The 24,280-nt window shown below is 52.9% G+C and carries 23 protein-coding genes and 2 pseudogenes; 12 read left to right on the plus strand and 13 right to left on the minus strand.

The window, feature by feature from the left end; translation table 11 throughout:
- The first annotated feature begins 375 nt into the window (after nt 1-375).
- From ACT3TJ_RS16235 to ACT3TJ_RS16245, 3 genes and pseudogenes are all read left to right on the plus strand, one after another.
- Nucleotides 376-1,188, plus strand: coding sequence for a hypothetical protein (locus ACT3TJ_RS16235; RefSeq protein WP_444622604.1), 813 nt, complete (start codon nt 376-378; stop codon nt 1,186-1,188).
- A gap of 117 nt (nt 1,189-1,305) precedes the next feature.
- Nucleotides 1,306-1,841: pseudogene (locus ACT3TJ_RS16240) on the plus strand (transposase); the annotation flags it as partial.
- A 268-nt stretch (nt 1,842-2,109) separates the two neighbouring features.
- Nucleotides 2,110-2,607: a hypothetical protein gene (locus tag ACT3TJ_RS16245; RefSeq protein WP_444622603.1), complete on the plus strand. Its 498-nt coding sequence runs from the start codon at nt 2,110-2,112 to the stop codon at nt 2,605-2,607.
- A gap of 138 nt (nt 2,608-2,745) precedes the next feature.
- Here ACT3TJ_RS16245 and ACT3TJ_RS16250 read toward each other — a convergent pair whose 3' ends face one another.
- The 5 genes from ACT3TJ_RS16250 to ACT3TJ_RS16270 form a co-directional block, all read right to left on the minus strand.
- On the minus strand, nt 2,746-4,056 hold the full coding sequence (locus ACT3TJ_RS16250; protein ID WP_444622602.1) for an arsenic transporter: 1,311 nt from the start codon (nt 4,054-4,056) through the stop codon (nt 2,746-2,748).
- A gap of 14 nt (nt 4,057-4,070) precedes the next feature.
- Entirely contained in the window at nt 4,071-4,799 is a 729-nt protein-coding gene (arsH, locus tag ACT3TJ_RS16255; RefSeq protein ID WP_444622601.1) for an arsenical resistance protein ArsH, read from the minus strand.
- Nucleotides 4,799-5,209 (minus strand): arsenate reductase (glutaredoxin), encoded by a 411-nt coding sequence (gene arsC, locus ACT3TJ_RS16260; protein WP_444622600.1) that lies wholly within the window; start codon nt 5,207-5,209, stop codon nt 4,799-4,801. Before arsC ends, arsH begins: the two co-directional genes overlap by 1 nt.
- Before the next feature lie 5 nt (nt 5,210-5,214).
- Entirely contained in the window at nt 5,215-5,565 is a 351-nt protein-coding gene (locus tag ACT3TJ_RS16265) for an ArsR/SmtB family transcription factor (RefSeq protein ID WP_444622599.1), read from the minus strand.
- Between the two features lie 86 nt (nt 5,566-5,651).
- A complete protein-coding gene (locus ACT3TJ_RS16270) occupies nt 5,652-6,605 on the minus strand; it encodes a GlxA family transcriptional regulator (RefSeq protein WP_444622598.1) in 954 nt (317 codons plus the stop codon).
- Between the two features lie 144 nt (nt 6,606-6,749).
- On the opposite strand from ACT3TJ_RS16270, the gene ACT3TJ_RS16275 reads away from it, so the two are divergent.
- Together ACT3TJ_RS16275 and ACT3TJ_RS16280 are read left to right on the plus strand one after the other, a co-directional pair.
- Nucleotides 6,750-7,628 (plus strand): MBL fold metallo-hydrolase, encoded by an 879-nt coding sequence (locus tag ACT3TJ_RS16275; protein ID WP_444622597.1) that lies wholly within the window; start codon nt 6,750-6,752, stop codon nt 7,626-7,628.
- An 81-nt stretch (nt 7,629-7,709) separates the two neighbouring features.
- Nucleotides 7,710-8,255: a cysteine hydrolase family protein gene (locus ACT3TJ_RS16280; RefSeq protein WP_444622596.1), complete on the plus strand. Its 546-nt coding sequence runs from the start codon at nt 7,710-7,712 to the stop codon at nt 8,253-8,255.
- 73 nt (nt 8,256-8,328) lie between these two features.
- Here ACT3TJ_RS16280 and ACT3TJ_RS16285 read toward each other — a convergent pair whose 3' ends face one another.
- The 3 genes from ACT3TJ_RS16285 to ACT3TJ_RS16295 form a co-directional block, all read right to left on the minus strand.
- On the minus strand, nt 8,329-9,075 hold the full coding sequence (locus ACT3TJ_RS16285; protein ID WP_444622595.1) for a sulfite exporter TauE/SafE family protein: 747 nt from the start codon (nt 9,073-9,075) through the stop codon (nt 8,329-8,331).
- 310 nt (nt 9,076-9,385) lie between these two features.
- On the minus strand, nt 9,386-11,491 hold the full coding sequence (locus tag ACT3TJ_RS16290; protein ID WP_444622594.1) for a protein-disulfide reductase DsbD family protein: 2,106 nt from the start codon (nt 11,489-11,491) through the stop codon (nt 9,386-9,388).
- Between the two features lie 82 nt (nt 11,492-11,573).
- Nucleotides 11,574-12,662 carry a TlpA family protein disulfide reductase gene (locus ACT3TJ_RS16295; RefSeq protein WP_444622593.1) on the minus strand — a complete coding sequence of 363 codons (1,089 nt, stop codon included), beginning with the start codon at nt 12,660-12,662 and terminating at the stop codon, nt 11,574-11,576.
- A 204-nt stretch (nt 12,663-12,866) separates the two neighbouring features.
- On the opposite strand from ACT3TJ_RS16295, the gene pdxR reads away from it, so the two are divergent.
- From pdxR to map, 3 genes are all read left to right on the plus strand, one after another.
- Nucleotides 12,867-14,273 carry a MocR-like pyridoxine biosynthesis transcription factor PdxR gene (gene pdxR, locus ACT3TJ_RS16300; RefSeq protein ID WP_444622592.1) on the plus strand — a complete coding sequence of 469 codons (1,407 nt, stop codon included), beginning with the start codon at nt 12,867-12,869 and terminating at the stop codon, nt 14,271-14,273.
- A 114-nt stretch (nt 14,274-14,387) separates the two neighbouring features.
- A complete protein-coding gene (locus ACT3TJ_RS16305; protein WP_444622591.1) occupies nt 14,388-14,594 on the plus strand; it encodes a ParD-like family protein in 207 nt (68 codons plus the stop codon).
- Nucleotides 14,587-15,360 carry a type I methionyl aminopeptidase gene (gene map / locus ACT3TJ_RS16310; RefSeq protein ID WP_172116455.1) on the plus strand — a complete coding sequence of 258 codons (774 nt, stop codon included), beginning with the start codon at nt 14,587-14,589 and terminating at the stop codon, nt 15,358-15,360. The genes ACT3TJ_RS16305 and map overlap by 8 nt, the downstream gene beginning before the upstream one ends.
- 154 nt (nt 15,361-15,514) lie before the next feature.
- Here map and ACT3TJ_RS16315 read toward each other — a convergent pair whose 3' ends face one another.
- The 4 genes from ACT3TJ_RS16315 to ACT3TJ_RS16330 form a co-directional block, all read right to left on the minus strand.
- Nucleotides 15,515-16,276: an alpha/beta hydrolase gene (locus tag ACT3TJ_RS16315; protein WP_444622590.1), complete on the minus strand. Its 762-nt coding sequence runs from the start codon at nt 16,274-16,276 to the stop codon at nt 15,515-15,517.
- 12 nt (nt 16,277-16,288) lie between these two features.
- Nucleotides 16,289-17,518, minus strand: a complete 1,230-nt coding sequence (gene kynU / locus ACT3TJ_RS16320) for a kynureninase (protein ID WP_444622589.1) — start codon at nt 17,516-17,518, stop codon at nt 16,289-16,291.
- A gap of 68 nt (nt 17,519-17,586) precedes the next feature.
- Complete coding sequence (gene kynA, locus ACT3TJ_RS16325) at nt 17,587-18,423, minus strand: tryptophan 2,3-dioxygenase (RefSeq protein ID WP_444622588.1); 837 nt, start codon at nt 18,421-18,423, stop codon at nt 17,587-17,589.
- Nucleotides 18,424-18,426: 3 nt separating this feature from the next.
- Nucleotides 18,427-19,860 (minus strand): M20 family metallopeptidase, encoded by a 1,434-nt coding sequence (locus ACT3TJ_RS16330; RefSeq protein WP_444622587.1) that lies wholly within the window; start codon nt 19,858-19,860, stop codon nt 18,427-18,429.
- Between the two features lie 327 nt (nt 19,861-20,187).
- Between ACT3TJ_RS16330 and ACT3TJ_RS16335 the strand changes: the two genes are divergently transcribed.
- A complete protein-coding gene (locus ACT3TJ_RS16335) occupies nt 20,188-21,090 on the plus strand; it encodes a LysR family transcriptional regulator (RefSeq protein ID WP_444622586.1) in 903 nt (300 codons plus the stop codon).
- 57 nt (nt 21,091-21,147) lie between these two features.
- Here ACT3TJ_RS16335 and ACT3TJ_RS16340 read toward each other — a convergent pair whose 3' ends face one another.
- Nucleotides 21,148-22,581, minus strand: coding sequence for a YfcC family protein (locus ACT3TJ_RS16340; protein WP_193054139.1), 1,434 nt, complete (start codon nt 22,579-22,581; stop codon nt 21,148-21,150).
- A gap of 585 nt (nt 22,582-23,166) precedes the next feature.
- On the opposite strand from ACT3TJ_RS16340, the gene ACT3TJ_RS16345 reads away from it, so the two are divergent.
- From ACT3TJ_RS16345 to ACT3TJ_RS16355, 3 genes and pseudogenes are all read left to right on the plus strand, one after another.
- A complete protein-coding gene (locus ACT3TJ_RS16345; protein ID WP_444622585.1) occupies nt 23,167-23,589 on the plus strand; it encodes a GFA family protein in 423 nt (140 codons plus the stop codon).
- A gap of 63 nt (nt 23,590-23,652) precedes the next feature.
- Nucleotides 23,653-24,066: a DUF2784 domain-containing protein gene (locus ACT3TJ_RS16350; protein WP_444622584.1), complete on the plus strand. Its 414-nt coding sequence runs from the start codon at nt 23,653-23,655 to the stop codon at nt 24,064-24,066.
- Nucleotides 24,059-24,280: pseudogene (locus ACT3TJ_RS16355) on the plus strand (S8 family serine peptidase); the annotation flags it as partial. The gene ACT3TJ_RS16350 and the pseudogene ACT3TJ_RS16355, both read left to right, overlap by 8 nt.

A 24,280-nucleotide genomic window follows, 5' to 3' on the forward strand; every position in this document is an offset into this window, starting at 1 on the left:
AATATCTCTAAGACGCAGAGGCGCCTTCTGCCCAACCAACTTGCCTTTATTCCAAGGTGTAAATGAGATTTCAGTCGGAATGTTCATGGCATGATCCTCCAACAGGTGGAGGTCAAAGAATGGCTCAATTCACGCTCGTCATGTGCTAAGGTTAATTCATGGTCAGGGCTCGACCCAAAGCGGCCATGCTGGCAAAGGCAGCATGCTCGTTTATTGGTATTGTATAGCCACGACAGCGAAAAACATCGAAAAAACAATGACTTGATTTGGTGGTATAAAAATGTTGAACGCGCCCACTCCACTCGTTCAAGTCAATAAAAGAGCGGGCTATCTAATACCTGTTAGCCGCCACCATAGTTCAGCATCGAGTCAAATATGAAAATTGAAAGTAGCCAAGTTTTTTTTGAGTCAGAACCACCACAAACTGAGTTTTGGTTATTATTCAAAGTTTCATCATATGAAAGGATTCTGCAAATGCAGAAAGGTCTTTTGTATATGAATAGCTTGGATTATTTTTCTAACTTAACAGATGAAGAGTCACTAGCACTAAGAGTCGATGAACTGGAAAAGGTATATGGTATCTTACGTGCTGGGCCAAATGAAAAAGGCTTCTCTACTCTTTCTCTTAAGCTAAATAATGGAGAGGAACTGGACCTAGGTTCTGAAGCAATACTTACAGCGAAGTTTCCGCGACCAAAAAATACTATGCTGTTTTGTATGGGGGCATTGGCTGATGGCCAAGACGGGGTGATTCCAGGTGAAATAGACAATCAGATTATCTTTGATAAGCGATTTCTTGAATTTGGCTCACATATGCTTCTGATAAACAATCCTACAGAATTCTCAAAACGCATCAATACAGCATTGGCTCAAGAGGCTTCCGCTTTTGGTTCTAAGCTTTTCCATGACGGATATGGATTGGTGGGCTACAAAGATTTAGAAAACTATTCGGGGGCGATAGGTTTATACACTAAAGATTCTAAATATTCATGGCAAATGGAATTTAGGATTTCTTTCGGTGTAGAAGGTAGGTATTTGAATAGCAAAGGAGCTTTTGAGTTCAATGTCGGTGATTTAACAGATATTAGTCAAATCATCCCTGTGCAAGCATTAATTGACGAGCCAATGAGGATCAAAAGAAGGACATTTGTTAAAGTCGGTGATACTTACAAACAAATCAGCGGCTAACAAGTGCTTCAAATGGGACGCCTACGGCGCCCCTTAAGCAAGCGTTGAGGCTGTAGAAAAACTTCGCTGACGGCTAAATTTTGGTAGGATCGAGGAAACAGACGAGGAGTGGTCAGCATGCCGCGCTTCAGGGCTTATAACTACGATCAGAATGCCATGGTGGTGATCAACTACCAGGATCAGCTCCAGCCAGGCACCTTTGAACACGCGGTACACTACCTGATCGAGCACAAGCTCGACTTATCCGTTTTTCATCCCAAGTACTGCAACGATGCGACCGGTCGGCTGGCCTATGATCCGGCTATCCTGCTTAAGATTATCCTGCTTGCTTAACTCAAAAGGCATCACCTCCAGTCGCGAGATGCAGTGGAGCTGCGAGACCAATATTATTTTCAAAGCCCTTTCCTGCGATACTGTGCCCCACTTCACCACACTGGCAAGCTTCGTCAGTCGCCATGCCGATGAGATTGAAGCGCTGTTTGAACAAGTGCTGCTGGTGTGCCACGAACAAGGCTTGCTGGGTAACGAACTCTTTGCGATTGATGGCTGCAAGATGTCCTCCGATGCCTCCAAAGAGTGGCCGGGTACGTTCAAAGAATTGGACGAGAAACGTGAGAAACTGAGAGGCCTGATTCGGCATCACCTACTGGAACGCTACGCGCGTGATGAGGCCGAGACGGAAGCCTATCTGGATAGGGATATCCGGCAGGCAAAGACGATTATCTCGCTAGATGCCGCCATGAACAAACTGGATCGTTTCCTAAAGACGCACAGTCCAAGGATGGGCCGGGGGAAGCGAATCAAGGAAGTGAAGAGCAATATGACCGATAACGAAAGTGCCAAAATGACGACAAGCAAGGGCACAATCCAGGGCTATAACGGATCGGGTTTTTCTACAGCCTCGTTACATGGGAAAAGTAAGTGAATCACACTGAGAACTCATCATTTCGAGAAAAGCTCATAGAGCATCTATTTATTGGCGAGCTGCTAAAGCTCTCTTGGAAGAGTTCTAATTGCACGCTAGAGGTAGCCAGCCCAGAAGTTGATAATGCTGGCTACGATGTAATAGCGGAGGACAATGGAATAGTAAGGCATATACAGCTAAAGGCTTCATACGTTGGCGGCAGAACCGCCAACCAGAAAGTCCATACAAGACTTTCTGATAAGCCATCTGGGTGTGTTCTCTGGATTTACTTTAACGAAGATACGTTAGAGCTTGGTCCATTCCTCTTCTTTGGGTCGCAACCAGGCGAACGGCTTCCAGCCCTTGACGGGCTCAAAATCGCAAAGCATACCAAGGGCAACGGGGACGGGTTTAAGGCCGAAAGGCCGAATATCAGAGTCCTTCCAAAGGGTGAATTTAGAGAATTTGACTGTATCGACGAGGTCTATACGGCCTTGTTCGGTGCAACTATGTAACAAGGCCATGCGCACGACTAGCGCGTGATGGCGGCGTTAAACCGCTATGTCAGTGTCACCAAAAGGCCGCTTCTGGCCGATACCAGAAGCCAGGCAGAAACCCTGCCTAGCTTCCATCCAACCTACATCCCTATACACTCACCCCGCAGACAACACCGGCAACCAAAGCGCCAAAGCAACCAGCGTCGCCAGTAGCACTGGCGGCGTGATCAGCAACCCAATTTTCATATACTGGCCCCAGCCAATTTTGTATCCCTTGCCCGCTAGCACGTGTAGCCAGAGCAGGGTGGCGAGGCTGCCAATGGGGGTGAACTTGGGTCCCAGGTCATTACCAATCACGTTGGCGTAGACCATCAATTCCTGAGTGACGGCAGGCACGTTCGCTTGATCGATTGCCAGCGCGCCGACGAGTGTCGAGGGCATATTGTTCATTACCGAGGCGACGATGGCGGAAAGGAAGCCGGTGCCCAGCGTGGCGATAAAGTTACCCTGTTGTGCCAGCCACTCAAGCGCCAGCGCGCCATAATTTGTCAGCCCTGCATTACCCAGCCCGTAAACGACGAGATACATGCCGATTGAGAACAGCACTATCTGCCAAGGGGCGCCGCGCAACGCACCTGATACGGAGACGGTGGCGCCACGGCCTGCTTGCCACCAGCGCCCGGCAATTGCCATTAGCAGCACGGCGGCTGTACCCGTTACAAAGGCGATGGGAATGCCTAGCGGAGCAGTCACGAAGTAGGCGATCAGAAGTGTCGCCAGCAGCGGAAACGCCACTCGAAAGATTAGCGGGTCCTTTATGGCTGAGCGCGGTGGGTCGAGGTTTTCGACGGCGTAGTGTTTAGGAATACGGCGGCCAAAGGCTATCCATAGCACGGCCAATGTAGCCGCTACTGACACCAGGTTCACCGGCACCATAACCGCCGCATAGCGATCAAAGCCAATATCAAAGTAGTTAGCACTGACGATATTAACGAGGTTAGAGATCACCAGTGGCAGGCTGGCCGTATCGGCGATAAATCCCGTCGCGATGATGAAGGCAAGCGCCGCAGGCGGCTCAAATTTCAGGCGCAACAGAATAGCGATCACAATGGGCGTTAGCAGTAGGGCGGCGCCATCGTTAGCGAAGAAGGCGGCAATGACCGCGCCGAGTAACACGACCAGCGGGAACAGTAGATGCCCGCGTCCGTTGCCCCAGCGCGCCACGTGCAGCGCGGCCCAGGCGAAGAACCCCGCTTCGTCTAAAATCAGCGAAATAATGATCAGGGCAACGAACGTAAAGGTGGCATCCCAGACGATGTCCCACACCACAACGATATCAGCCAAGTGCACCACGCCCATGAGCAGTGCCACTAACGCGCCGCCCAGTGCGCTCCACCCGATACCCAAACCTTTAGGCTGCCAGATCACCAGCACCAGGGTGACGACAAAAATGGCCAGTGCCAACATGAAAGGACCTTACGTCAGTGAGTGTTTTGGTTAACGCGGCGAGAGAGCTCTTCAGCACTCTCGACACGCTCTGAATAGCGATCGGTAAGATAAGCGGACTTGTCGCGCGTCAACCAGGTGAATTTCACCAGTTCTTCGCATACATCGACGAGACGCATATAGAGAGGTGAGGGCTTCATGCGTCCGGCATCGTCAAATTCGGTGAACGCTTTAGGTACAGAGGATTGATTAGGGATGGTGATCATGCGCATCCAACGCCCGAGGATTCGCATCTGGTTAACGGCGTTAAAACTTTGGCTGCCGCCAGACACTTCCATCACCGCCAGCGTTTTACCCTGAGTAGGGCGAACACCGCCGAGCGATAGCGGTATCCAGTCGATTTGCGTTTTCATAATGCCCGTCATCGCACCATGCCGTTCGGGGCTGACCCAGAGCATGCCTTCGGACCACTGGGCAAGGTCGCGCAGCTCTTTTACCTTCGGGTGATCGGCCTCTGAATCATCTGGTAGCGGTAAGCCCGAAGGGTTAAAGGTACGTACTTCACAGCCGTACCAGCGCAGCAACCTCGCCGCTTCTTCGGACGCCAAGCGTGAAAAAGAGCGTTCGCGCAGAGAGCCGTAAAGCACCAGAATCCTGGGGGAATGATGCGGCGCATCGGGCCCCGTCAATACGTCCACGTCAATCGGCTGAAGCTTTTGCGGATCGATATTAGGTAGATCATCGAAACTGCCCGTGTGACTCACTACTGACCTCCCTCGAAATGCACTACCTCACCATCTTCTTTGGTAAACGTCGTGACTGGGTTGGCCAATAATTCGAGTACACGCTCTGAAGGGCGGCACAGGCGCGCGCCTTTTTCCGTTACCACAATGGGGCGATTGATCAGGATGGGGTGCGCGATCATGGCGTCTATCAGTTGATCATCGCTTAACGCTGGATCATCGAGATTGAGCTCTTCAAAAGGCGTGCCCTTGCGGCGCAGTAACTCTCTTGGGGTAATCGCCATCATCGAGATCAGCTCGACCAGCCGCTCGCGATTGGGTGGTGTTTTTAGATATTCGATGACGTGCGGTGTCTCACAGGACGCCTCGATGATCGCTAACGTATTGCGCGAGGTGCCGCAGGCGGGGTTGTGATAAATCGTCGTTTTCAAAAGGGTTATTCCTTCTCGGTAGTGAGAGAACATTCAGTAAAGGCCGTCAGAAGCGGCTCGCAAATCTCTGGGTGTCCCGCACAACAATCGCGAACCATAAAGCCCAGGATTTGTTGCATATGGCCGAGATTAGCGCGATAGATAATGGAACGACTCTGCCGATGGGAGCTGACCCATCCTGCCCGTGAAAGCACTGAAAGATGCGCCGACATCGTGTTATGGGGCACCGATAACTGGCGCGCAATTTCCCCCGCAGGAAGCCCTTCGGGCTCATGGCGTACCAAAAGCCGAAAGGCTTCAAGACGCGTTTCCTGAGAAAGGGCACTAAAACTGGCCGTGACGTTTTTAATTTCCATATGTCCAGTATTATAGACATGTTGGAAAATAGCAATCACATTAGCTTGTGTGCAGTGTTTGGAATGTTAGATCTAAGCGTTAATCGTCAGGCGTTGCCGCCGAAGGTTTTGCGCCAATCACGTGGGCTAACCTGATGGCGCTGCCGGAAATGTTGGCGGAAAGACGTCGCTGTATGAAAGCCCGCCTTTTCTGCAATCGCTTCTACCGACAACGAGGTGGTTTCCAAAAGCTCGCGCCCACGCCGTAGCCGCTCGCTCACCAGCCACGCCACGACGGTCATGCCGGTGGCTTTTTGGAAATTTCGCGTAAAGGTGCGTCGGCTCATGGCGGTGCGCTCAGCAAGCTCGTCAATCGTGTGCGATGCCGATAAATTTTCGCGCAGGTAGTCGAGCAGGCGATTGATATGCGCATCTTGGGTTGAGGCGGCAACCGGCTGCTCTATGAACTGCGCTTGCCCACCTTCCCGATGAGGCGGAACGATCATGGCCCGGGCCACCTTGTTGGCAACCTGCGCGCCATAGTATTCGCGCACCAGGAATAAGCAACAATCCAGACCAGCAGCGGTACCGGCCGACGTCACTAGACGGTCTTCCTCCACATAGAGCGCATTGGTGTCCAGCGTAACGTTGGGAAAGCGGCCACTAAAATCTTGCTCGGCCATCCAGTGGGTCGACGCCCGCCTGCCATCCAACAGCCCGGCGTAAGCCAGCGCATAGGTGCCGTAACACAGCCCCACGACGTGAGCGCCACGCTCATGACAGCGGACGAGCGCCTCACACAACTCTGGCGGCGGTGCTTCATTCAGGTCGTGCCATCCAGGCACTATCGCAATATCCATGTTATCCAACAGTTCTAAACCGCCATCGGGCTTCACCGTCATTGCCCGTTCGCCTTCGATGGAATTTCCCCCAGGTGCCACAATGGAAAGATTGAACAGCGTGCGATCGGACAACGCTATACCAAATACCATATAGGGCACGGAGAAGTGGAAGGGGCTGAAGTGTGGGTGAAGGATTAGGCCGACATTGGGTAGAGACAAAGTGCGACTCCTGCTATGCGTTTTATAAACAGTAGCATCATGGCCCAAAAGTTTCGATAAATGTCTTTCAGGCCAATTCTTTTGTTGATCGAGCCTCTCTAAACTACTTGCCATTACCCGTAACGAATTTAAGGAAGTACACAGATGCTCATCAAGACCCTCGCTAGTTCTCTCGCCATCGCCACGACCCTTATCGCTCATAGCGCATCCGCGGACTCGCTCTCTCAGGAGGCAACACAGCAGGTGCAGCAGATCCGCAATGCGACGGTGAAAATCACCTATGGGGACACCACTTTCCTGATTGATCCTATGCTGGCCGAGCAGGGCGCCTATCCGGGCTTTGAAGATACCTACCGTAGCGAGTTGCGTAATCCGCTGGTTGGGTTACCAATGCCGGTGGAAGATGTGATCGGCGATATAGACGCCGTCATCGTCACTCACACGCACCTCGACCACTGGGATGCCGCCGCGCAGGAGCAGTTACCGAAGGACATTCCCTTGTTCGCTCAGAATGCCGCCGATGCCGAGCTGATTCGCTCTCAGGGGTTCAGCGATGTGCGCATCCTTGAGGACAGCGCCAAGTTTGGCGGCGTACAGCTTCACAAGACGGGCGGCCAGCATGGCTCCGATGCTCTCTATGCTGTTCCTGAGCTGGCGCAATCGCTGGGTGACATCATGGGTGTCGTCTTCGAAGCTCCGGGGCAGAAAACGACGTATTTAGTCGGCGATAGCGTATGGCGCTATGAGGTCGAGCAGGCAATGGAGCGCTACAACCCAGAGATGATCGTGTTGAATACCGGTGCTGCCGAGGTAGACGGTTTCGAAGGTGATCCCATCATTATGGGTAAGGAAGATACGCTGCGTACCCATCAGAAGGCCCCGAATGCCACCATTATCGCGGTGCATATGGATGCCGTAAACCATATGACGCTAAGCCGTGACGAACTGGCCGATTACGTGCAGCAAGAGGGAATTCAGGAACACGTACTTATTCCCGCCGATGGTGAGGTCATTTCCTTCTAATCCCAAGGGCCGCTTCTTTATATAGCGGCCTACTTCTTCTTGTCAGCCTATTGGCAAACGCTACTGAAAAGGATTGATAATATGAGTCATCGCGCAATCATTGTCGTCGATATCCAAAATGAATATTTCCCCGGCGGCAAGCTGCTGTTGAACGGTATTGAAGAGGCTGCCACGAACGCAGCTAACATCATTGAACATGCCCGGTCGGCAAACGATCTTGTCGTCTATTTTCAGCATGAATCTGCCGATCCAGACATTCCTTTTTTCACCCCTGGTACGCAAGGGGTAGCCATTCACCCCATAGTCGCGCCGTTGGGCGAGGAAACGGTACTAGTGAAGCATTTTCCTAACTCGTTTCGTGAGACCGGTTTGCAAGAGCTGTTGGACCAGCAAAATATTGAGGAGGTCGTCATTATTGGCGCAATGAGCCACATGTGCATCGATGCCACCAGCCGTGCAGCGTCGGATTTGGGTTACAAGACGACGATTATCCACGATGCCTGCGCCACGCTGGATCTTGAATTCGATGGCGTGACGGTGCCAGCGCCTCAGGTTCACGCAACGATCATGGCAGCCTTGGCCTTTGCTTACGGTACGGTCACTACAACAAAACAGTATATTGGCTAACGCCATCGCTCTACGTGGCCGCCCGCCGCCTTCGAAGCCTTACGGGTGGAAGGCGGCTTTTGATTCTTGCTCGTCATAAAAGCGGACGGCTAGCAAGTTCAAGGCCTAGTACTATCAAAAAGAGCAAAAAGCACTGACGAAACCGCTGTGGGCTAATCCGCATCCGTATATATTGACCCGCCCACATTCCGATCAGCGCAGGAATAATCGCCAAGGCGGACGTGCCTAGTTGCGAGACCTGGAAAGCATCATGGGCGAACAGTCCTAATGCTAGTGCAAGCGTGGAAATGGTGAACGATAAGCCCAGGGCTTGCACGAATTCTTCCCGGCTCATATTAAGCGAGGCAAGGTACGGCACTGCTGGCATCACGAATACACCTGTTGCGCCAGTGACGACTCCCGTTATCAAGCCGATAACCGGAGAAAGCCACCGCTCCAGGAACGTGGAAACGGAGAAGGCGGGGGCAAGCAGCGTATAACCGGCATAGACAATCAAAGCGACGCCGAGCCCAAACCCAGACCAGAGTGGGTCTACGCGGACTAATAAGGCAGCACCAGCGATGGTGCCCAAGCAGATACACAGCATCATTGGCCAGAGCCGCTGCATCAGCTGTGTAATCGATGGGCCAGAAAACAGCTGCCAGACATTGGTCACTAAAGAGGGCAGAACGAGAAGGGCAGCAGCGCTCGCCGGTGGCATCGCTATAACAAGTAAACCCATCGCGACGGTTGGCAGCCCCATTCCAGTGACACCTTTCACCACGCCAGCAATCAAAAAAGTGCCAATCAGGAGCAAAAGATACAGCATGAGATCGTGCATAGAAGGCTCGTGTTAAGGAACGGCTGAGAGCTAAACTGAAGCTCAGGATAATACCCGGCACAATGCGGAATTATTAGCTCACCTTTCGGATAACCCGACTGACTGAGTTTCTGCCAAGCAGGCTTGGCTTAGGGGAGAGTTCACTACAGGATCATATTAACGAACAGGCATGTGCCGCAGGTCGCCTGCTTGATCTGCGAATTCGCATGAAAACATACGAAGGTGTGTGCGAGATGGTTTTTCACAGGGTGGGCATCGACCTATTGCACGGTTCTCCTGCTAACTGTCCAGCACCTGTTAACCGTGCGGGTTAACCAGACTTGCCCGCTAACGTCGATAACACATTTGGCGCAAGAATCTGTGAAAGGACTTCAGGCTCGTTTTGGTCTGGCGTGTACCACAAGTAGAGAGGTACCCCTGAACGGCCGTGTTGTTCCAAAAAAGCGGTGATAGCTGGGTCACCATTGGTCCAGTCACCTTTCATAGTGATCACATCTGCCTGCTCAAATGCTTGTTGCGTGCTGGCTATATCAATGGCTTGCTGTTCGTTCATATGGCAAGTGACGCACCAGTCTGCGGAAAAGTAGACGAAGATGGTTTTCTCCTGTTGCCGAAGTTCGGCCAGGCGGTCCGCGTCAAAGTCGAGTGTGCGTGTAGCGGGTGAATTTTCGGCGGCATTAATGGGCGCTTCGTGCCCCGCAAAGGAGCCGGGAACGAGGATGCTTCCCGTCAGCGCGAGTACGGCCGCGAGTGCTGCCGGTACCCAGACCAAGCGCTTGCCGTTGCGTTGGCGCAGGCCGGTGAACCAAAGTCCTATCGCCAGTAGTAAGATCAGAGCGAGGCTTGCAATCATGCCGTTATTGCTGAGCTGGCGGCCAAGCACCCAAGCTAACGCTAAAGCGGTTAGGAACATTGGGATGGCCATGATATGCCGAAAGGTGGCAAGCCAAGGGCCTGGCCGAGGAAGGCGACGGCGAAGCATTGGTATGAAACCAAGCAGCAAAAACGGTAAGGCAATGCCCAGGCCCAGGCCTACGAAAACCATCAGTGCGGCAACCGTAGGGAGTACCAGGGCGGCGCCAAGCGCTGTGGCCATAAATGGGCCGGAGCAAGGTGTTGCGACAAAAGCGGCAAGTACGCCCGTCCAGAAAGCACCGGCCATGCCCTCCTGGTTAGCCAGTTTGGAGCCAGCATTGATGGAGCCTAGTTCAAAAAGGCCTGCCAGGTTAAAACCAATCGCGGCAGTCAACAGTGTAAGCACCACAATGACCCGTGGGTCTTGCAACTGGAATGCCCAGCCAACGTGAGTACCGGCTGCGCGCAGAGCAATAATCGTTGCGCCCAGGATCAAGCAAACGAGGACCACACCGGCGGTATAGGCTAGCGCCTCACGCCGGGCTTCGCGTTGACCACCGGACAGGCGTGCAAGGCTAAGGACCTTAAGGCTGAGAATAGGGAAAACGCAGGGCATGATATTGAGCAGAACGCCGCCCAGTACGGCGCCGAGAAATGCGGTCAGTAGTAATGTAGAACTACTTTGTACGCCAGCTGTGCTTGTGTTTGGCGTTGGCGCACCATCACTACGGCTAACCAATGCTAAACCGGTTCCATTGCCCAGTGACAGAAGCGCTTCGAACTCGTCAGGTGGATTGTCTGTCTGCCAGTATTTTGCCAACTGGGTTTCAATAATTAATGTGTCGCCTTCACGATTAAAAACCTGCTCAGACGCGGGATCAGCCACGTTATCGGTGGCAACAAACAAGTGTGGATCGTTTAGTTCCACGCTGGTGGGCAAGGGAATGCTTAAACGCAGCTGGTTATCGTCGGTCGTCGCAAAGCTGGCTTGCGAACCGAGAGGCCTGGGAAGCTCGCGCCGCCATTCATCGAAGCGTGCTTTGCGCTCAGGCGTAATGTGGCCATCGCCTGCGACCAGCGTAGTGGCAAGCGATGCTTCCTCTGGAATGCAGGCATCAGCGCGACAAGCCAAGTAGTTGAAGTCAACGCTAATCGGCAGAGAGGTCCCAGCGGGTACAGAGGCGTCTATTTCAATGGGCAGCAATAGTGCATAAGGGTGCTCGTAGACATGATTCATCAGATCGCCAGTCATTAGCGTCTGCGGTACCGGGTAAGCAGCATCGCCTACGCTGACACCTTCCGGTAATTGCCAATTGAATTGCGGTGGTAGGCCAATACTACCCGGCTGTTTCCAATACCCATGCCAACCTGATTGCGGCTCCATGAAAACGGCTAACGTGCTGGAGGAACCAGGTGCCGGTTGATCTGTTTCCGCTATCAGAGTGCTCTTAATCAGTACTTCGCCCGAGATGCCGGGAAATTCCTGTGCAGCGCCGATCTGGGGAGTCAGCATTAACACTAGGCAGAAAAGGACAAAATAGCGATAAAGGAACGTGGGCATTGGCTATCAGCCCGCGTGAGGCGGGCTGCTCCAGTAAAGAAAGGGGGGGGACGCGCTATGGCTTGCGCGGAGTGGCTTACGCTTATTGGCTGAGGCGCTCGACGGCTTCGCCTAATGCGGTGTCTTGTGGTCCAAGTTTGTCGGTTATCTTGCCGTCAGCATCAATTAATACAACGGTGGGTATCTGCTGAACGCCGAACGCACGGTGTATCTCGCCCTCGGCGTCAAGCAACACGGGTATCGCCGTCTCGGTGGTGTCAAGATAACTTTCGACATCGGACTCTTGGGTCCAAAGACCAGAAATAATGCCTACCCACTGTACGCTTTGGTCTTCGCTCAGTTGGTTGACGGTTTCGCGTACGCGGCGGCAGGCGGTGGAGGTTTCTGGCTGGCTCTCGGCAAGATAAGGCTCACACCAGGTGGCAAAAAACACCACACCCAGTGGCTTGTCTGTCGTCTTCCGAGTCAGGTCGATAGTAGTGCCGTCACGCGTGGTGACATCAAGGTGAGTCACCGTATCGCCCACCGTTAAAGCGTTGGCGTCGATATCCTTGACGGCGGCTCCTTCGGTCGCTGCTGAGTTGGGATCAGCGGGTTCAAGCACTGCCTGTAGCGCCTGTTCCAGGGCTTGATCGTCACGATGACCAATGTGAGTGATGTGACCACTGCGATCAATCAGAACGTGCTGCGGGGTAACGCGTAGATTCAGCGCTTCGGCTAGCGTGCCGTCATCTACCGTGATGGGCATGGTCAGGCCCATTTCCTCGCGATAGACACGCGCAGACTCTTCGGTATCAGCGTAGCCGGTGTTCACGGCGATGACTTGGATATCATCACCATGCGCTTCTTGAAATGCCTGGAACCCGGGCATCTGCTGGCGGCAGGGCACGCACCAGGTTGCCCAGAACTTTATATACACGGGTTTTTCGCCATATAGCGCGCTTAGATCAATAGTCTCACCATCCAGCGTGGTAATGCTTAGCTCGGGGCCTGGCTGACCAATTAAGGACTCGCCAGCCGCTCTGGCACGCTGTTCACCGTCGGCATCTTGATCATAGGCTTGATCGGCGTCTGGTTGCTCAGAGGTCTCGGTGGCGTGTGCCGAACCGAAGCAGCCGACCAACATGGCGAGCAGTATCGCCGCTGAACATTTCGTGTTTACTATACGCATTGATTTCATCCTTTTGGCAAATCGTTCTGAGCTAACGTAAAGAGCTAAGGTAAAGAGCTAACTCAAGAACCGGCATAAAGAACTAGCTCGAGAACTGGCACAAAGATTTAGAACGGTAAAAGTGTAGAGTAGATAGTGATTGTGAGAGGCTTCATGGTCTAAAAAAAGCACCAAGACTGATAGGTTTCTATGTACCATGGAGGGATGAGTAAACTTCGTTTTTCACTTAATCGCCAAGGCGAGCAGTCTTTGTCAGAGCAGGTGCGTTCGAGCATTGCTGATGCCATTCGACAAGGGCATTTATATGAGGGCGCACGGCTGCCTTCATGGCGTGATCTTGCCACGCAACTGGGCGTTTCACGAGGCACTATTAAAACGGCTTATGATCGGCTGAGCGATGATCAGTTAGTCATCTCAAAAGGGGCCGCCGGTACGTTCGTTAGCGCCGTGCTACCCGCGGCACCAAAAGTGGTGGTTGAGGCCTCTCGGCTGCCACTGCCTGATCTCTATCAGGACTTGGAAAGCGCGCCCAGGCTTTTTCAAGTGGGGGTGCCTGCGCAAGATGGCTTTCCCTTTAAGCAGTGGTCTCGCATCATGCAGCGCGGTTCACGCCAGGCGGTGGCCGAGTCACTGCGTTACCCAGACCCACGCGGAGAGCAGACACTACGCAAGGAAATTGCTGCCTATCTGGCCGTGGCTCGCGGGCTGCTTTGCTCTGCAGACCAGATCATCATCACCAATGGATATGCGGGTGCGCTGGGCTTGGCATTGCACTTGTTGCGCCCGGATTCAAAGCGGGTGTGGGTTGAAGACCCTTGTTATCCACTCAATCGGCACGCTTTGTCTTTGGCAGGCTTTACCTCGGTTCCTGTTCCGGTCGATGACCAGGGGATTTGTGTGGAGCAAGGGATAGCGCTTGCTGCGGAGGCGCGGTTGGCGATTGTGACGCCAAGCCAACAAGCACCGCTGGGTATGCAGTTGTCGCTGGCTCGCCGCCAGGCGTTATTAGTATGGGCTAAAGAAAACGATAGCTGGATCATCGAAGATGATTATTTAAGTGAGCTGCAGTTAAGCGGCCAGGCAACGCCCGCACTGGCCTCGCTGGACCATGACGAAAGAGTGATTCACATGGGTACTTTCAGTAAAACCATCAGCCCACGGTTGCGGCTTGGTTTCATGGTGGTGCCTGCGAGGTTGTCGGAGCGCGCGGGAGATACGGCCGCTGCATTGTCACCCGCGTCTGCACTGCCTAGCCAGCTGGCCGTTGCGGAGTTTTTGCGCGACGGGCATTACTTGCGCCATATTCGGCGTATGAAGCGTTTGTATATACAGCGCCGGAATGCGCTGCTTGCACTCATGGGCAGCACGGTTTCAGTCAATCATATGGCGGGCTTGTCGCTGTTGCTCCCCTTGGCTGATGACACTGACGATGTTGGCATTGCCGAAGCGGCGGCGGCCTTTAACCTGGCACCGGCGCCGTTGTCTCCCTGGTACGCCACGCAAGCCAATGCGCGAAAAGGATTACTCTTGGGCGTCACTAATCTATCGAGCCCTGCGCTTGAAGAAGGCTATCAACCGTTTGCCGCGCTTGTCGCTCGTCATCGCCAGTAATGTGCCTACAGTTGAAAAAATCACTCCTAGAGAACGTCGGCTTAACCAGGTCGCTTGCTGCGTGTTTTTATCTTAATATATGCTTTATATACGTTTCATATATCAAGGCATTCCATGGGTATCGTAAAAATCAACGACCAGCTACACGAAGATATTCGTAAAGCCAGCTCGGTCATGGTGCGTTCGATCAACGCACAGGCGGAGTATTGGATTAAAGTGGGCATGCTGGCAGAGACTAATCCAGGCATGACCTTCACCGACATTATGCGCGAGCAGATGCAACAGGCAGACATTGAAGTAAGGCAGGTGATCGGTGGATAACGTACCGCTGAAAAGTGCAGAAGAGTTGACGCTGATGCGCGAAGCAGGACGCTTGCTGGCTCAGGTGTTTGGTTATCTTGATACGTTAATCGAGCCGGGTGTCACCACCATGCAGATCAACGATTGGGCCGAGCGTTATATCGTTGATGAGCTAAAGGCTCGCCCGGCCAGCAAAGGGCAATACGATTATCAATATGTGCTGAATGCGTCTGTGAACCAGGTGGTGTGTCATGGCGTTCCCTCTGAGACACTCACGCTAAAATCAGGCGATATCGTTAACATTGATATCACGCTTGAGAAGAACGGCTATATTGCCGATTCAAGCAAGATGTACATGTTGGGTGAGGTAAAGCCTATTGCCAAGCGCCTGGTCGATAAAACCTATGAGGCGCTGTGGAAGGGCATCCACGCGGTTAAACCGGGGGCAACACTGGGTGATGTAGGCCATGCGATCCAGCGGCATGCGGAACAGAACGGCTACTCGGTGGTGCGTGAATATTGCGGCCACGGCATCGGCCAGGAAATGCATGAAGAGCCGGAAGTCGTGCACTACGGAAAGCCAGGGCACGGCGTGGTATTGAAAGAGGGCATGGTATTCACCATCGAACCCATGATTAACCAAGGCAAAGCCAAGGTAAAAATCAAAAAAGATGGCTGGACCGTCGTGACCAGCGACAAGTCGTTATCCGCGCAGTGGGAGCATACGGTGGCAGTGACGGCCGAGGGTGTTGAGGTGCTTACGCTGCGCGATGAAGAGCGTGTTTAATTTTAACCAGTTAGGCGATGCAAGGTGACCTATGACAAGTCATCTGAAAACTAGCCGGGCGGACGTGAAAGCAGGCTTTTGAGAGACAGTGGTATTAAAATTCCATGCCGTCGCTAGAAAGTAACGGCGTGGTTATTGTGAGCTCGGCTAGCGCTTACAAATACTCCAGCACATCAAAGTGATCGCATCCCGGCAGCTCAATCAGCTCTGCTTGAACGTTGGCTGCGCGTAGCAGCGCTATAAAATTGTGTCCCTGCTGATGAAACGCGGGCGGGTCGTTTTCGGCAATCACAACCTGGCAGGTGGGCAGCGCGGTCAGCTCGCCAAATTGAGGGCTAAGTGCGCGTGCCTGTGATTTGGTCAGCTTTAGGGGGGCGTTAACGTAGGTTTCTACCAGCGGTGTAAGGTCATAAACACCGCTGACCAGCACCAGCTTATCAATAGGAACCCTGCCGCTAACGGCTACCCAGTAAGCCAGTTGGGCGCCCGCGCTATGGCCTCCCAGGGTGATGGACCACACACCGCCGCTTTCTTCCAGCGCGTGGTAGGCCGCTTCTAGCCCCTGAATGCACTGAGTCATCATGTTTTCAATGGTGTGGGTTGGGGCTAAGCCATAGCCAATTGAGGCGAAGGCCATTCCCCGTGCCAGATAGCGCTCGGCCAGAAAATCCGTGGCAGTGTGGTCAAGCTCCTGCCAGTAGCCACCGTGAATGAATACCATCAAAGGCCACGGGCCTTCTCCCTGCGGAATAAACAGGTTAAGGCACGCCGCCGGGTGGTCGCCATAGGCGACCGTTATCGGTGGGTGGCGGTCCCTTAGCGTGCGTCCGGCATCCGCCTGACGTGTAAGAGTGGATTCAAACTCTGACGCAAAATGGCTCGGTGAGTAGGCCAGATCCGGCGTTAGCTCTGTCATGCGTGCTCTCTATCAGGTAACGGCGCTAAGCACGTGAAATTCAGGGTTTTGATACTCGCCGCTTTCGATTACCTCGCGGAAGTGCTGCGCGGCCTGCCACACATCGTCGTAGCTTAAATAGAGCGGGGTGAAGCCGAAGCGCATTAAGCCCGGTTCCCGATAGTCACCAATCACGCCACGCGCGATCAGCGCTTGCACAATGGCGTAACCGTTTTGGGCATCTACCAGTGATACCTGGCTGCCACGTTGGTCGGCTGCTGGGGTAATGTCCTCGATACCGTGGGCCTCAAAAATATCTGCCAGGCACTCGCGGAACAGATTGCTCATGGCCAGGCTTTTTTCACGCACGGCCTGCATATCGACGTCAGACCAGATAGCTAAAGATGCTTCAAGGGCTGCGTAAATAATCGCTGAGTGTGTGCCGGTACGAAAACGCGAGATGTCATCGGCGGGTGCGTAGTCGGCCTGAAAGGCGAAAGGAGAGGTATGGCCATGCCAGCCCGAGAGCGGTTGCCACGTGCTGTCCAGGTGGTCGCGGTGCACGTAAAGAAAAGCGGGCGCACCGGGGCCGCCGTTCAGATATTTATAGGTACAACCTACGGCATAGCGCGCGCCCACGCCGTTAAGATCGACAGGTAGCGCGCCAGCAGAGTGGGCTAAATCCCAAATGACCTCGGCGCCATGTTCATGAACCAGTTGAGTAGTGGCTGCCATGTCGCGCAGTTTGCCCGTGCGATAGTTGACCTGGCTAAGCACCACCACAGCCACGCCTTCCAGGTGCGCGGCCAGGTCGTCACCTTCGGGCATAAAGCGATGTTCACAGCCGCTAACCCGGCAGTAGCCTTGGGCAATGTAGCCGTCAGTGGGGAAGTTGCCGCCTTCACTGAGTACCGTGCGGCAATCATCCTGGCGCTTGCCGAGGATATAGCCCAACAGTTTGAAAATATTGAGCGTGATGTTGTCCGTGACCACCACTTCACCGTGCTGAGCACCAATCACCGGGGCGAGCAGGTTTCCCAGCCGTTCGGGCGCATCAAACCAGCCCTGGTTCCAGCCTTTAATCAGCTGGGTGCGCCACTGCTCCATGGTGTCATCAACCGCTTGCTTGGCCGCGACCGGTTGCGCACCAAGCGAGTTGCCATCCAGGTAGAGAACACCTTCTGGCAGGGAAAAGTGGCGTTTGAAATCTGCCAGTAGGTCTTGGCGGTCCAGTTCACGAACGGTATCCAGGCTCACGCGCATATCGGTACTCCAGCAAAAATGTCGTCACACAGATGAAAAGTGGGGTAAGGCTTATTGGGTGCTTGTCGTTAAATAGATGTCCTTACGCTCCAAAGTTCCGGGAAGAACTGCAGGTCGAGTGCCTTGACCAGGTAGCTCACGCCCGACGAGCCACCGGTGCCACGTCGGTAGCCAATAATGCGCTCCACCGTTTTCATGTGGTTAAAGCGCCAGCGCTGGAAGTTGAACTCGACATCCACCAGCTTTTCGGCCAGTTCGTATAGGTCCCAGTACTTTTCACTGTTGCGATAGATCTCCATCCACACTGCTTCGACGTCGCTACTCGCGGTGTAGGGAATGCTCCAGTCGCGATGGGTGATGTTGTCTGGAATATCAAAACCCCGGCGGGCCAGTAGCTGCAGCGAGACGTCATAAAGGCTGGGCGAATTAAGCGCATGCTGGAGTTTTTGGTAGTGCTTGGGCTTTGAACGGTGAGCTTCGATCAATTTGGCGTTTTTGTTACCCAGCAAAAACTCAATTTCCCGGTACTGATAGGATTGAAAGCCCGAGCTTTGCCCAAGGCTGTCCCGAAAGCTCAAGTAATCGGCGGGCGTCATCGTTACCAGCACTTCCCAAGCGTTGATGAGCTGTTCCTGGATGCGAGAGACGCGTGAGAGCATTTTGAACGCAGGGCTCAGGTTGTCATCGGCAATATGCCTGGCCGCCGCGTGGGCTTCGTGCAAGCAGAGCTTGATCCATAGCTCCGACACTTGATGAATCATGATAAAGAGTAGTTCATCGTGCTCTTCAGAGGCCGGGTTCTGGCAAGCCAGCAAGGGCTCAAGGTCAAGGTATTGTCCGTAGCTGATATCCTGGTCCCAGTGGATGGCTTCGTTATCAACGCTATTCTTTTTTGGAGTTTCCATCACTTAATATGCCTTTGCCGCGTCATGAGTGGTTAGCGCTTGTGCTTGAGGTTCGCCTAAATCCCAGAAGATCCCGGCGGCTAGTTTTAGCCCTTGCTCGACAATGGTTTCCAGCAAGTGCTCATCGGGGGCGTGCTGATTGCATGACGGATAGGAGTGGGGCAGCCAAACGGTAGGCAGATTAAGCACGTCTGAAAAGCAGTGATTGGGAATCGTGCCGCCCAGGTTGGGTAAAATATGGGGCGCTTCATTCAGGCTGTTCTCGGCCGATTGAGCAACAAAATTTACCCACGGGTGATTGGGGTCCAACCGAGTCGCCGCGTAACCGCCTAAAAACGTCATCTGGATATCGTTAAAGCCATGGGCATCCAGGTGCTGGCGCAGGTTACTCTCCACCGCTTGCCAGTCGGTGCCTTTTACAAAGCGCAGCTGTAGTACCGCTTCCGCGTGCTCTGGAATCGCGCCGACAGGCTTGTCGGTTCTGCCCGCGCTTAAGCCAAGAATTTCAAACGTATTGGCCCCGTATAAACGCTCGCCATCCGCCAGGGCTTCTTCACCCCACGCTGGGTTAATCGTGGGGTCGGAGGCGCCGCCGCCTACTGGCAAGTCGCGCACTAACCGGGAGACGTCTTCTGTAATAGACGGCGCCTTGAGAAAGTCGACCAGAATTTTGCCGCTCGGGGAAAGTAGCGTGGCGAGCGCATTGCACAGCACAACCGCCGGGTTGGTAATAACCCCTCCCCAGTTGCCGGAATGGCGGCCGCCATTGCCGGTGTTAAGCGACAACTTGAGTTGAACAACGCCGCGAGAACCCAAAAAGAGGGTGGGCATGTCGTGGCGGATTCTGGGGCCATCAGAGGCCAGAAAAAGGTCGGATTTAAGCGCTTGATGATAGGCAGCGCAGGTCTCTTCCAACCCTGGTGAGCCTATCTCCTCGCTCATTTCAAACAGCATTTTTACGTTGTAGCCTAACCGACCCTTCCGAGCGTTAATCACAGCTTCCAGCGCGGTTAAATTGACACTGTGCTGGCCCTTGTTATCGGCGGTGCCGCGGCCATAAACACGGCCTTCTTTAAAGGTTAGCGCCCAGGGGTCAATACCGTTCGCCCATTGCTCTTCCTGGCCATCGGTAACGTCACCATGGCCATAAAGCAGCAGCGTAGAGTAGGCGGGGTCTTCAATGCGCTCCCCAATCAGCAGGGGAGGAAAACCGGGTTTCGGGTTCTCGATAATCTGGCAGATGAAGCCCAGCCTTGAAAGCAGCGGGCCAATTTCTTGTTCAAGGTACGCGTTGAGTGTATCGGCACAGGCGGGGTCCTGGCTGACTGTGCGCATGGCAATACGTTTTGCCAGCGTCTTATAAAAATTACCGTTTGAAAGCTCATCACTCGCTAGCTGAATCGCCTGTTCCCGTTTTGAACGCTGCGGTGTTGTCATGGTGTGCCTTTTTATCATTGGGCTTTTAGTGGTCGTTGAGATGAGCCTAGCCCTTGCTCTTGTTTGCAGCAATCATTAAGATTTCAAAGTACCTTTCTAACTATTAGAAATCATCGGTAGATGTTTGAATCGCTGCCGATAGCGCTATTCACCCTGCCAGGGTTTGTACGAAAAGTCGCTGAGCGAAGGCCAGACAAGGAAAAAATCAGTAAAAAAACGGAGTTTACATGTGTAAATGAGTATTTTGAGCTGGTTTTTAACGCCGTATGGGCGAGCGTAAGCAGTTTTCGTACAAAGCCTAACAGGCAGGTCATCAATGAGGCCTTTATGCAGGATCTCCACTTGCGCTACTTTCAAAGCGTTGCGAAAACGGGGTCGTTGTCCGCTGCCGCTGAAGAGTTGCACGTTGCTGTTTCAGCAGTTAGCCGCCAAATCACCAACCTTGAGCAGCGCCTGGATATCAAGCTGTTCAACCGCCAGCCGCGAGGTATGCAGTTAACCGAAGCAGGCAAACTGCTGAACGCCTATGCACTGCGTAACCAGTTAGAAGTTAATAGCGTTATCGATGAGATGCAGGATGCAATGACACGCCAACGCCAAACCATTGTGGTGGCTTGCCCTGATGGCATGGCGTGGCACTTTCTTCCCAGTGTTATTTCGCGCTTTATTACTCAGCATCCTGATATTCGGTTTGATCTGCAGATGGCCGATTCAGCGCGTGCTTCTGAATTGGTAAAAGAAGGCAGTGCTGATATCGCCTTAACCTTTAGCCTCTCGCCGGATATTGGCGTAAAGGTGGTTTCAAGCCATAACGCCGCAATTAGTGCCCTTATGTCGAGTGAGCACCCGTTGGCCGTTAATGACGTTTTGTATGTAAAGGATTTATGCGACTACCCGCTTACCATGTCGCTTAATGGCTCGACAATGCGCTATCTGTTTGATGTCGCCTGTAGCTTGTCCGGTATTAAGGTATTCCCAAGCTTCTCCTGCGATTCACTGGGCGCGACCTATACCATGGTCAGCGAGCATCCCAATATGATCGGGTTGTGTAGTGCTGTGGCGGTAAGCGGTAAAATGCACAAGGATGGGCTGGTTTTAAAGCCGCTACACGAGCCCCAGCTTTCTCAGCGAAGCCTTCAAGTACAAGTGATGGCTGAACGCTACCTGCCTGCTCATATCGAGGCGTTTTTAGTTGTTCTGGAAGAGAAGCTGACGGCCGTTGACCGTTAAGCGCATGCCCGTTAGATGCCAAGCCACCCATTATGGGTGGCTTGGAAGCGAACCTGCTTAAAACGGACCGTAGTTAATCGCAACGGCAACCCCGACAAACGCGCCGCCGATGACAATCCAAATCAATACCAGTGGCAGCACGAATTTGAACCACTCCACGTAAGAAACGCGGGCGATCGCCAGGCACGCCATCAAGGTGCCAGAAAGCGGAGTAATAATATTGGTAACGGCATCGCCCAGCTTGAAGGTGATGAAGGTCGACTGGCGGGTGACTTCCAGCATATCGCCAATGGGAACCATAATTGGCATCACGATAGCGGCCTGGCCGGTACCCGAAGTAATCAATCCGTTAAATACCAGGTTAAACACGTATAAAAGCTCCATGGCGACAATCTTGCCATGACCATCTAAAGAGCTTGCGACGCTATGCACGAGGGTGTCGATGAGCTGTGCTTGTCTAAGCAGTACGATGACAGCGGCGGCTACACCCACCACCAACGCACCGTACATGACTTCGCTTGCGCCATTCATCAGGCGTTTTACAAAATCATTGGGAGACATTCTGCCGATCAGTGCCGTGGCGATCCCCACCATTAAAAACGTGGCAGAGAGTTCGGTGATTCCCCATCCGAAGTTAAAACCGCCGTACAGGAAAAACACAAAGGAAGCGGCAAATATCAGCAGCACTAACTTATGAGAAAAGGTAAAGGGCGGCAGGGCGCCAGGCTCATGTGTGGCTTCGGTGTTATCAAAGGCGTCTGCCCCCATCACGCTATGAGCCGGGTTCTGCTTGATACGTTTGGCATAGCGGCAGATGTATACCGTGGTAACGGTCAAAAAGACAATAAAGATAACGCCACGATATATAAATCCGGAAAACAGCGGTAACTCGGCAATGGTTTGCCCGGCAACGGTAACGGTTGGGTCAAAAACGCCTGCACCGAAGCCTGCGTAGGAGCCTAAAAAGATAATGGCCACGCCTACAACGGGGTCAAGCTTCATTGAGCGGGCAAGAAACAGCCCGATAGGAATAAAGGCAATGGCCAGGTTGGCACCTACCCCAACCGATGCAAGCGTTGAGAACGTAGCGCAAAAGATAAAAATAAGAACGTTTCGACGACCATTGGCCTTGCTAATGAGTTGGTGAATACCTGCGCTGATGGCGCCTGTTGACTCAATCACCTTGAGCACGCCGCCGACCATCATGATTAAGAAGATCAGCGGAGCCGCCGCCACCAGGCCTTTTTGAATAGCGGTAAACAGGTCCATTACGTTCAGGGGCGCTGCAGTAATGTACTGAAAGCTATCGGTGGCGACCTGTGTCAGGCCATTGTTGTTGGTTCTTTCGTAGCTTCCTGCGGGGATTATATAAGAGGCGAGCAGTACCAGTACCATAAAGCTAAACAGGATGATGAACACATCCGGCATAGGGCGTTTTTTCTTCATTGTTTGTGCCTTTTCTGGCGCGCCTTTACTCAGCTTCGTTGTCATATTCGTCTTCGCGGTCAGAGGGTTATCGTTTTATTGGTGGCGCTACTCTAGGCAGTATGTGCGACTCAAACGCTCAACGACAAGTAAACCGTGTGTATGGCCGAGGGGGTAGGTGGGCCGAAGCGGTTTAGTGTGAGGCGTAGCATCGGGTGGTGACGTTTTGTGTACTTCCACGTAATAGGTTAGGTAGAAGGTCCATAGCGCCTGGTTCGCAGGTGGTGAAAGGGCCACCTTTATGTTGTTTTAAATCAACCTACCAAGGAAGCCCATGGCTAACAATTGTGTATTTATCAAATGTGTTTTCTATTTTAGGCAAGCACGCTTGGCAGTCAGAAGGAAGTATCCGAGCAACCCAATAAAGCCGCTAAACGGTCGATTAAAAATGCCCGCTCAACGATGTTTTATATCGCTGTAGATAACAGGTCTGCAGGCCGTATCGCGCAATTTTACGCGTTAACAGCGCATAGCCAAGCGGCCTGCTACTGTCTATATAGAACCTGCTACTGTCTATATAGAAAAGGTGGGGTTTAGGGTTCGCTCTATTAAGCATGAATAGACGGTGTTACGTATCTAACGGAGGATCATATGCAATCCAACATTGAGCATCGGGGTAGCTGTCTCTGCGGTGAAGTGCAGCTTTTAACTCATTTAGACAGTCACCATGTAGCGGTTTGCCACTGCAGCCTTTGTAGAAAGTGGGGTGGAGGGCCGCTGTTTGCGGTTGAGTCCAAAAACGAGGTGGATTTCCAGGGGGCTGAGCATATTGCTATCTTCAGTTCCTCAGAGTGGGCCGAGCGCGGTTTCTGCAAGCAGTGTGGGACGCATCTGTTTTATCGGTTAAAAGAGGGCGGGCACTATGCTATCCCTGTGGGGCTTCTGGAGGATAACGGCCAGTGGCAGCTTGAGGAGCAGATATTTATTGAGCAAAAACCAGCGTTTTACTCGTTTTCTCAAGCTACCAGAGACTTAACCGGCGAGGAGGTTTTTGCTCAGCATACCGGCAATTAAGAGGTTTCGTGGCCTCTGCAAACACAGGCTACCTCCTCTGCCTAGGCTTTACTTGGGAGAGATATGGCCCCTTCACTACTTCTACTCATGGCGGATGCGATATTAGTCGTTCATGTGCTGTTTGTTGTCTTTGTCGTCTTCGGGTTGCTGGCTATTTATGCCGGTTATTTTTTAAGGTGGCGATGGGTGCGAAATAAGAGATTTCGTATTTTGCATTTGTCCGCTATTGGGTATGTAGTGGTGCAGTCCTGGTTGGGCGCGGTTTGCCCGCTTACTACGTGGGAAATGGCCTTGAGAGCAGAGGCCGGTACAGCCACCTATACGGGGTCCTTCATTCAGTACTGGTTGCAAAGCCTGCTTTACTACACGGCGCCGGAGTGGGTGTTTGTGCTGCTTTATACGGTTTTTGGTAGCTTGGTGTTATGCAGCTGGTTTTTAGTGCGGCCAAACCAACAGAAAGGAAGCGATGATGGCTAATAAATCTAAAAGCAACGGAAGCGAAAGCAACCCCACTGGCAAGAGTGACTCATTAGCCACAATTTCGTGCGGTGCTGAACGGCTGCTTGTGGCGGCTCTCGAGCGAGGCGTTAATTGTCTTGAAACCGGGCGTTTTCTTATCAGTTATCGTGAAGGGCGAATGGAAGAGGGCATTAAGTCTCTCAAGGCTCAGAAGTTTCGAGTGGCCGACGCG

The sequence above is a fragment of the Halomonas sp. AOP30-A1-24 genome, assembly GCF_052378165.1.
Lineage (GTDB): Bacteria > Pseudomonadota > Gammaproteobacteria > Pseudomonadales > Halomonadaceae > Vreelandella > Vreelandella citrativorans.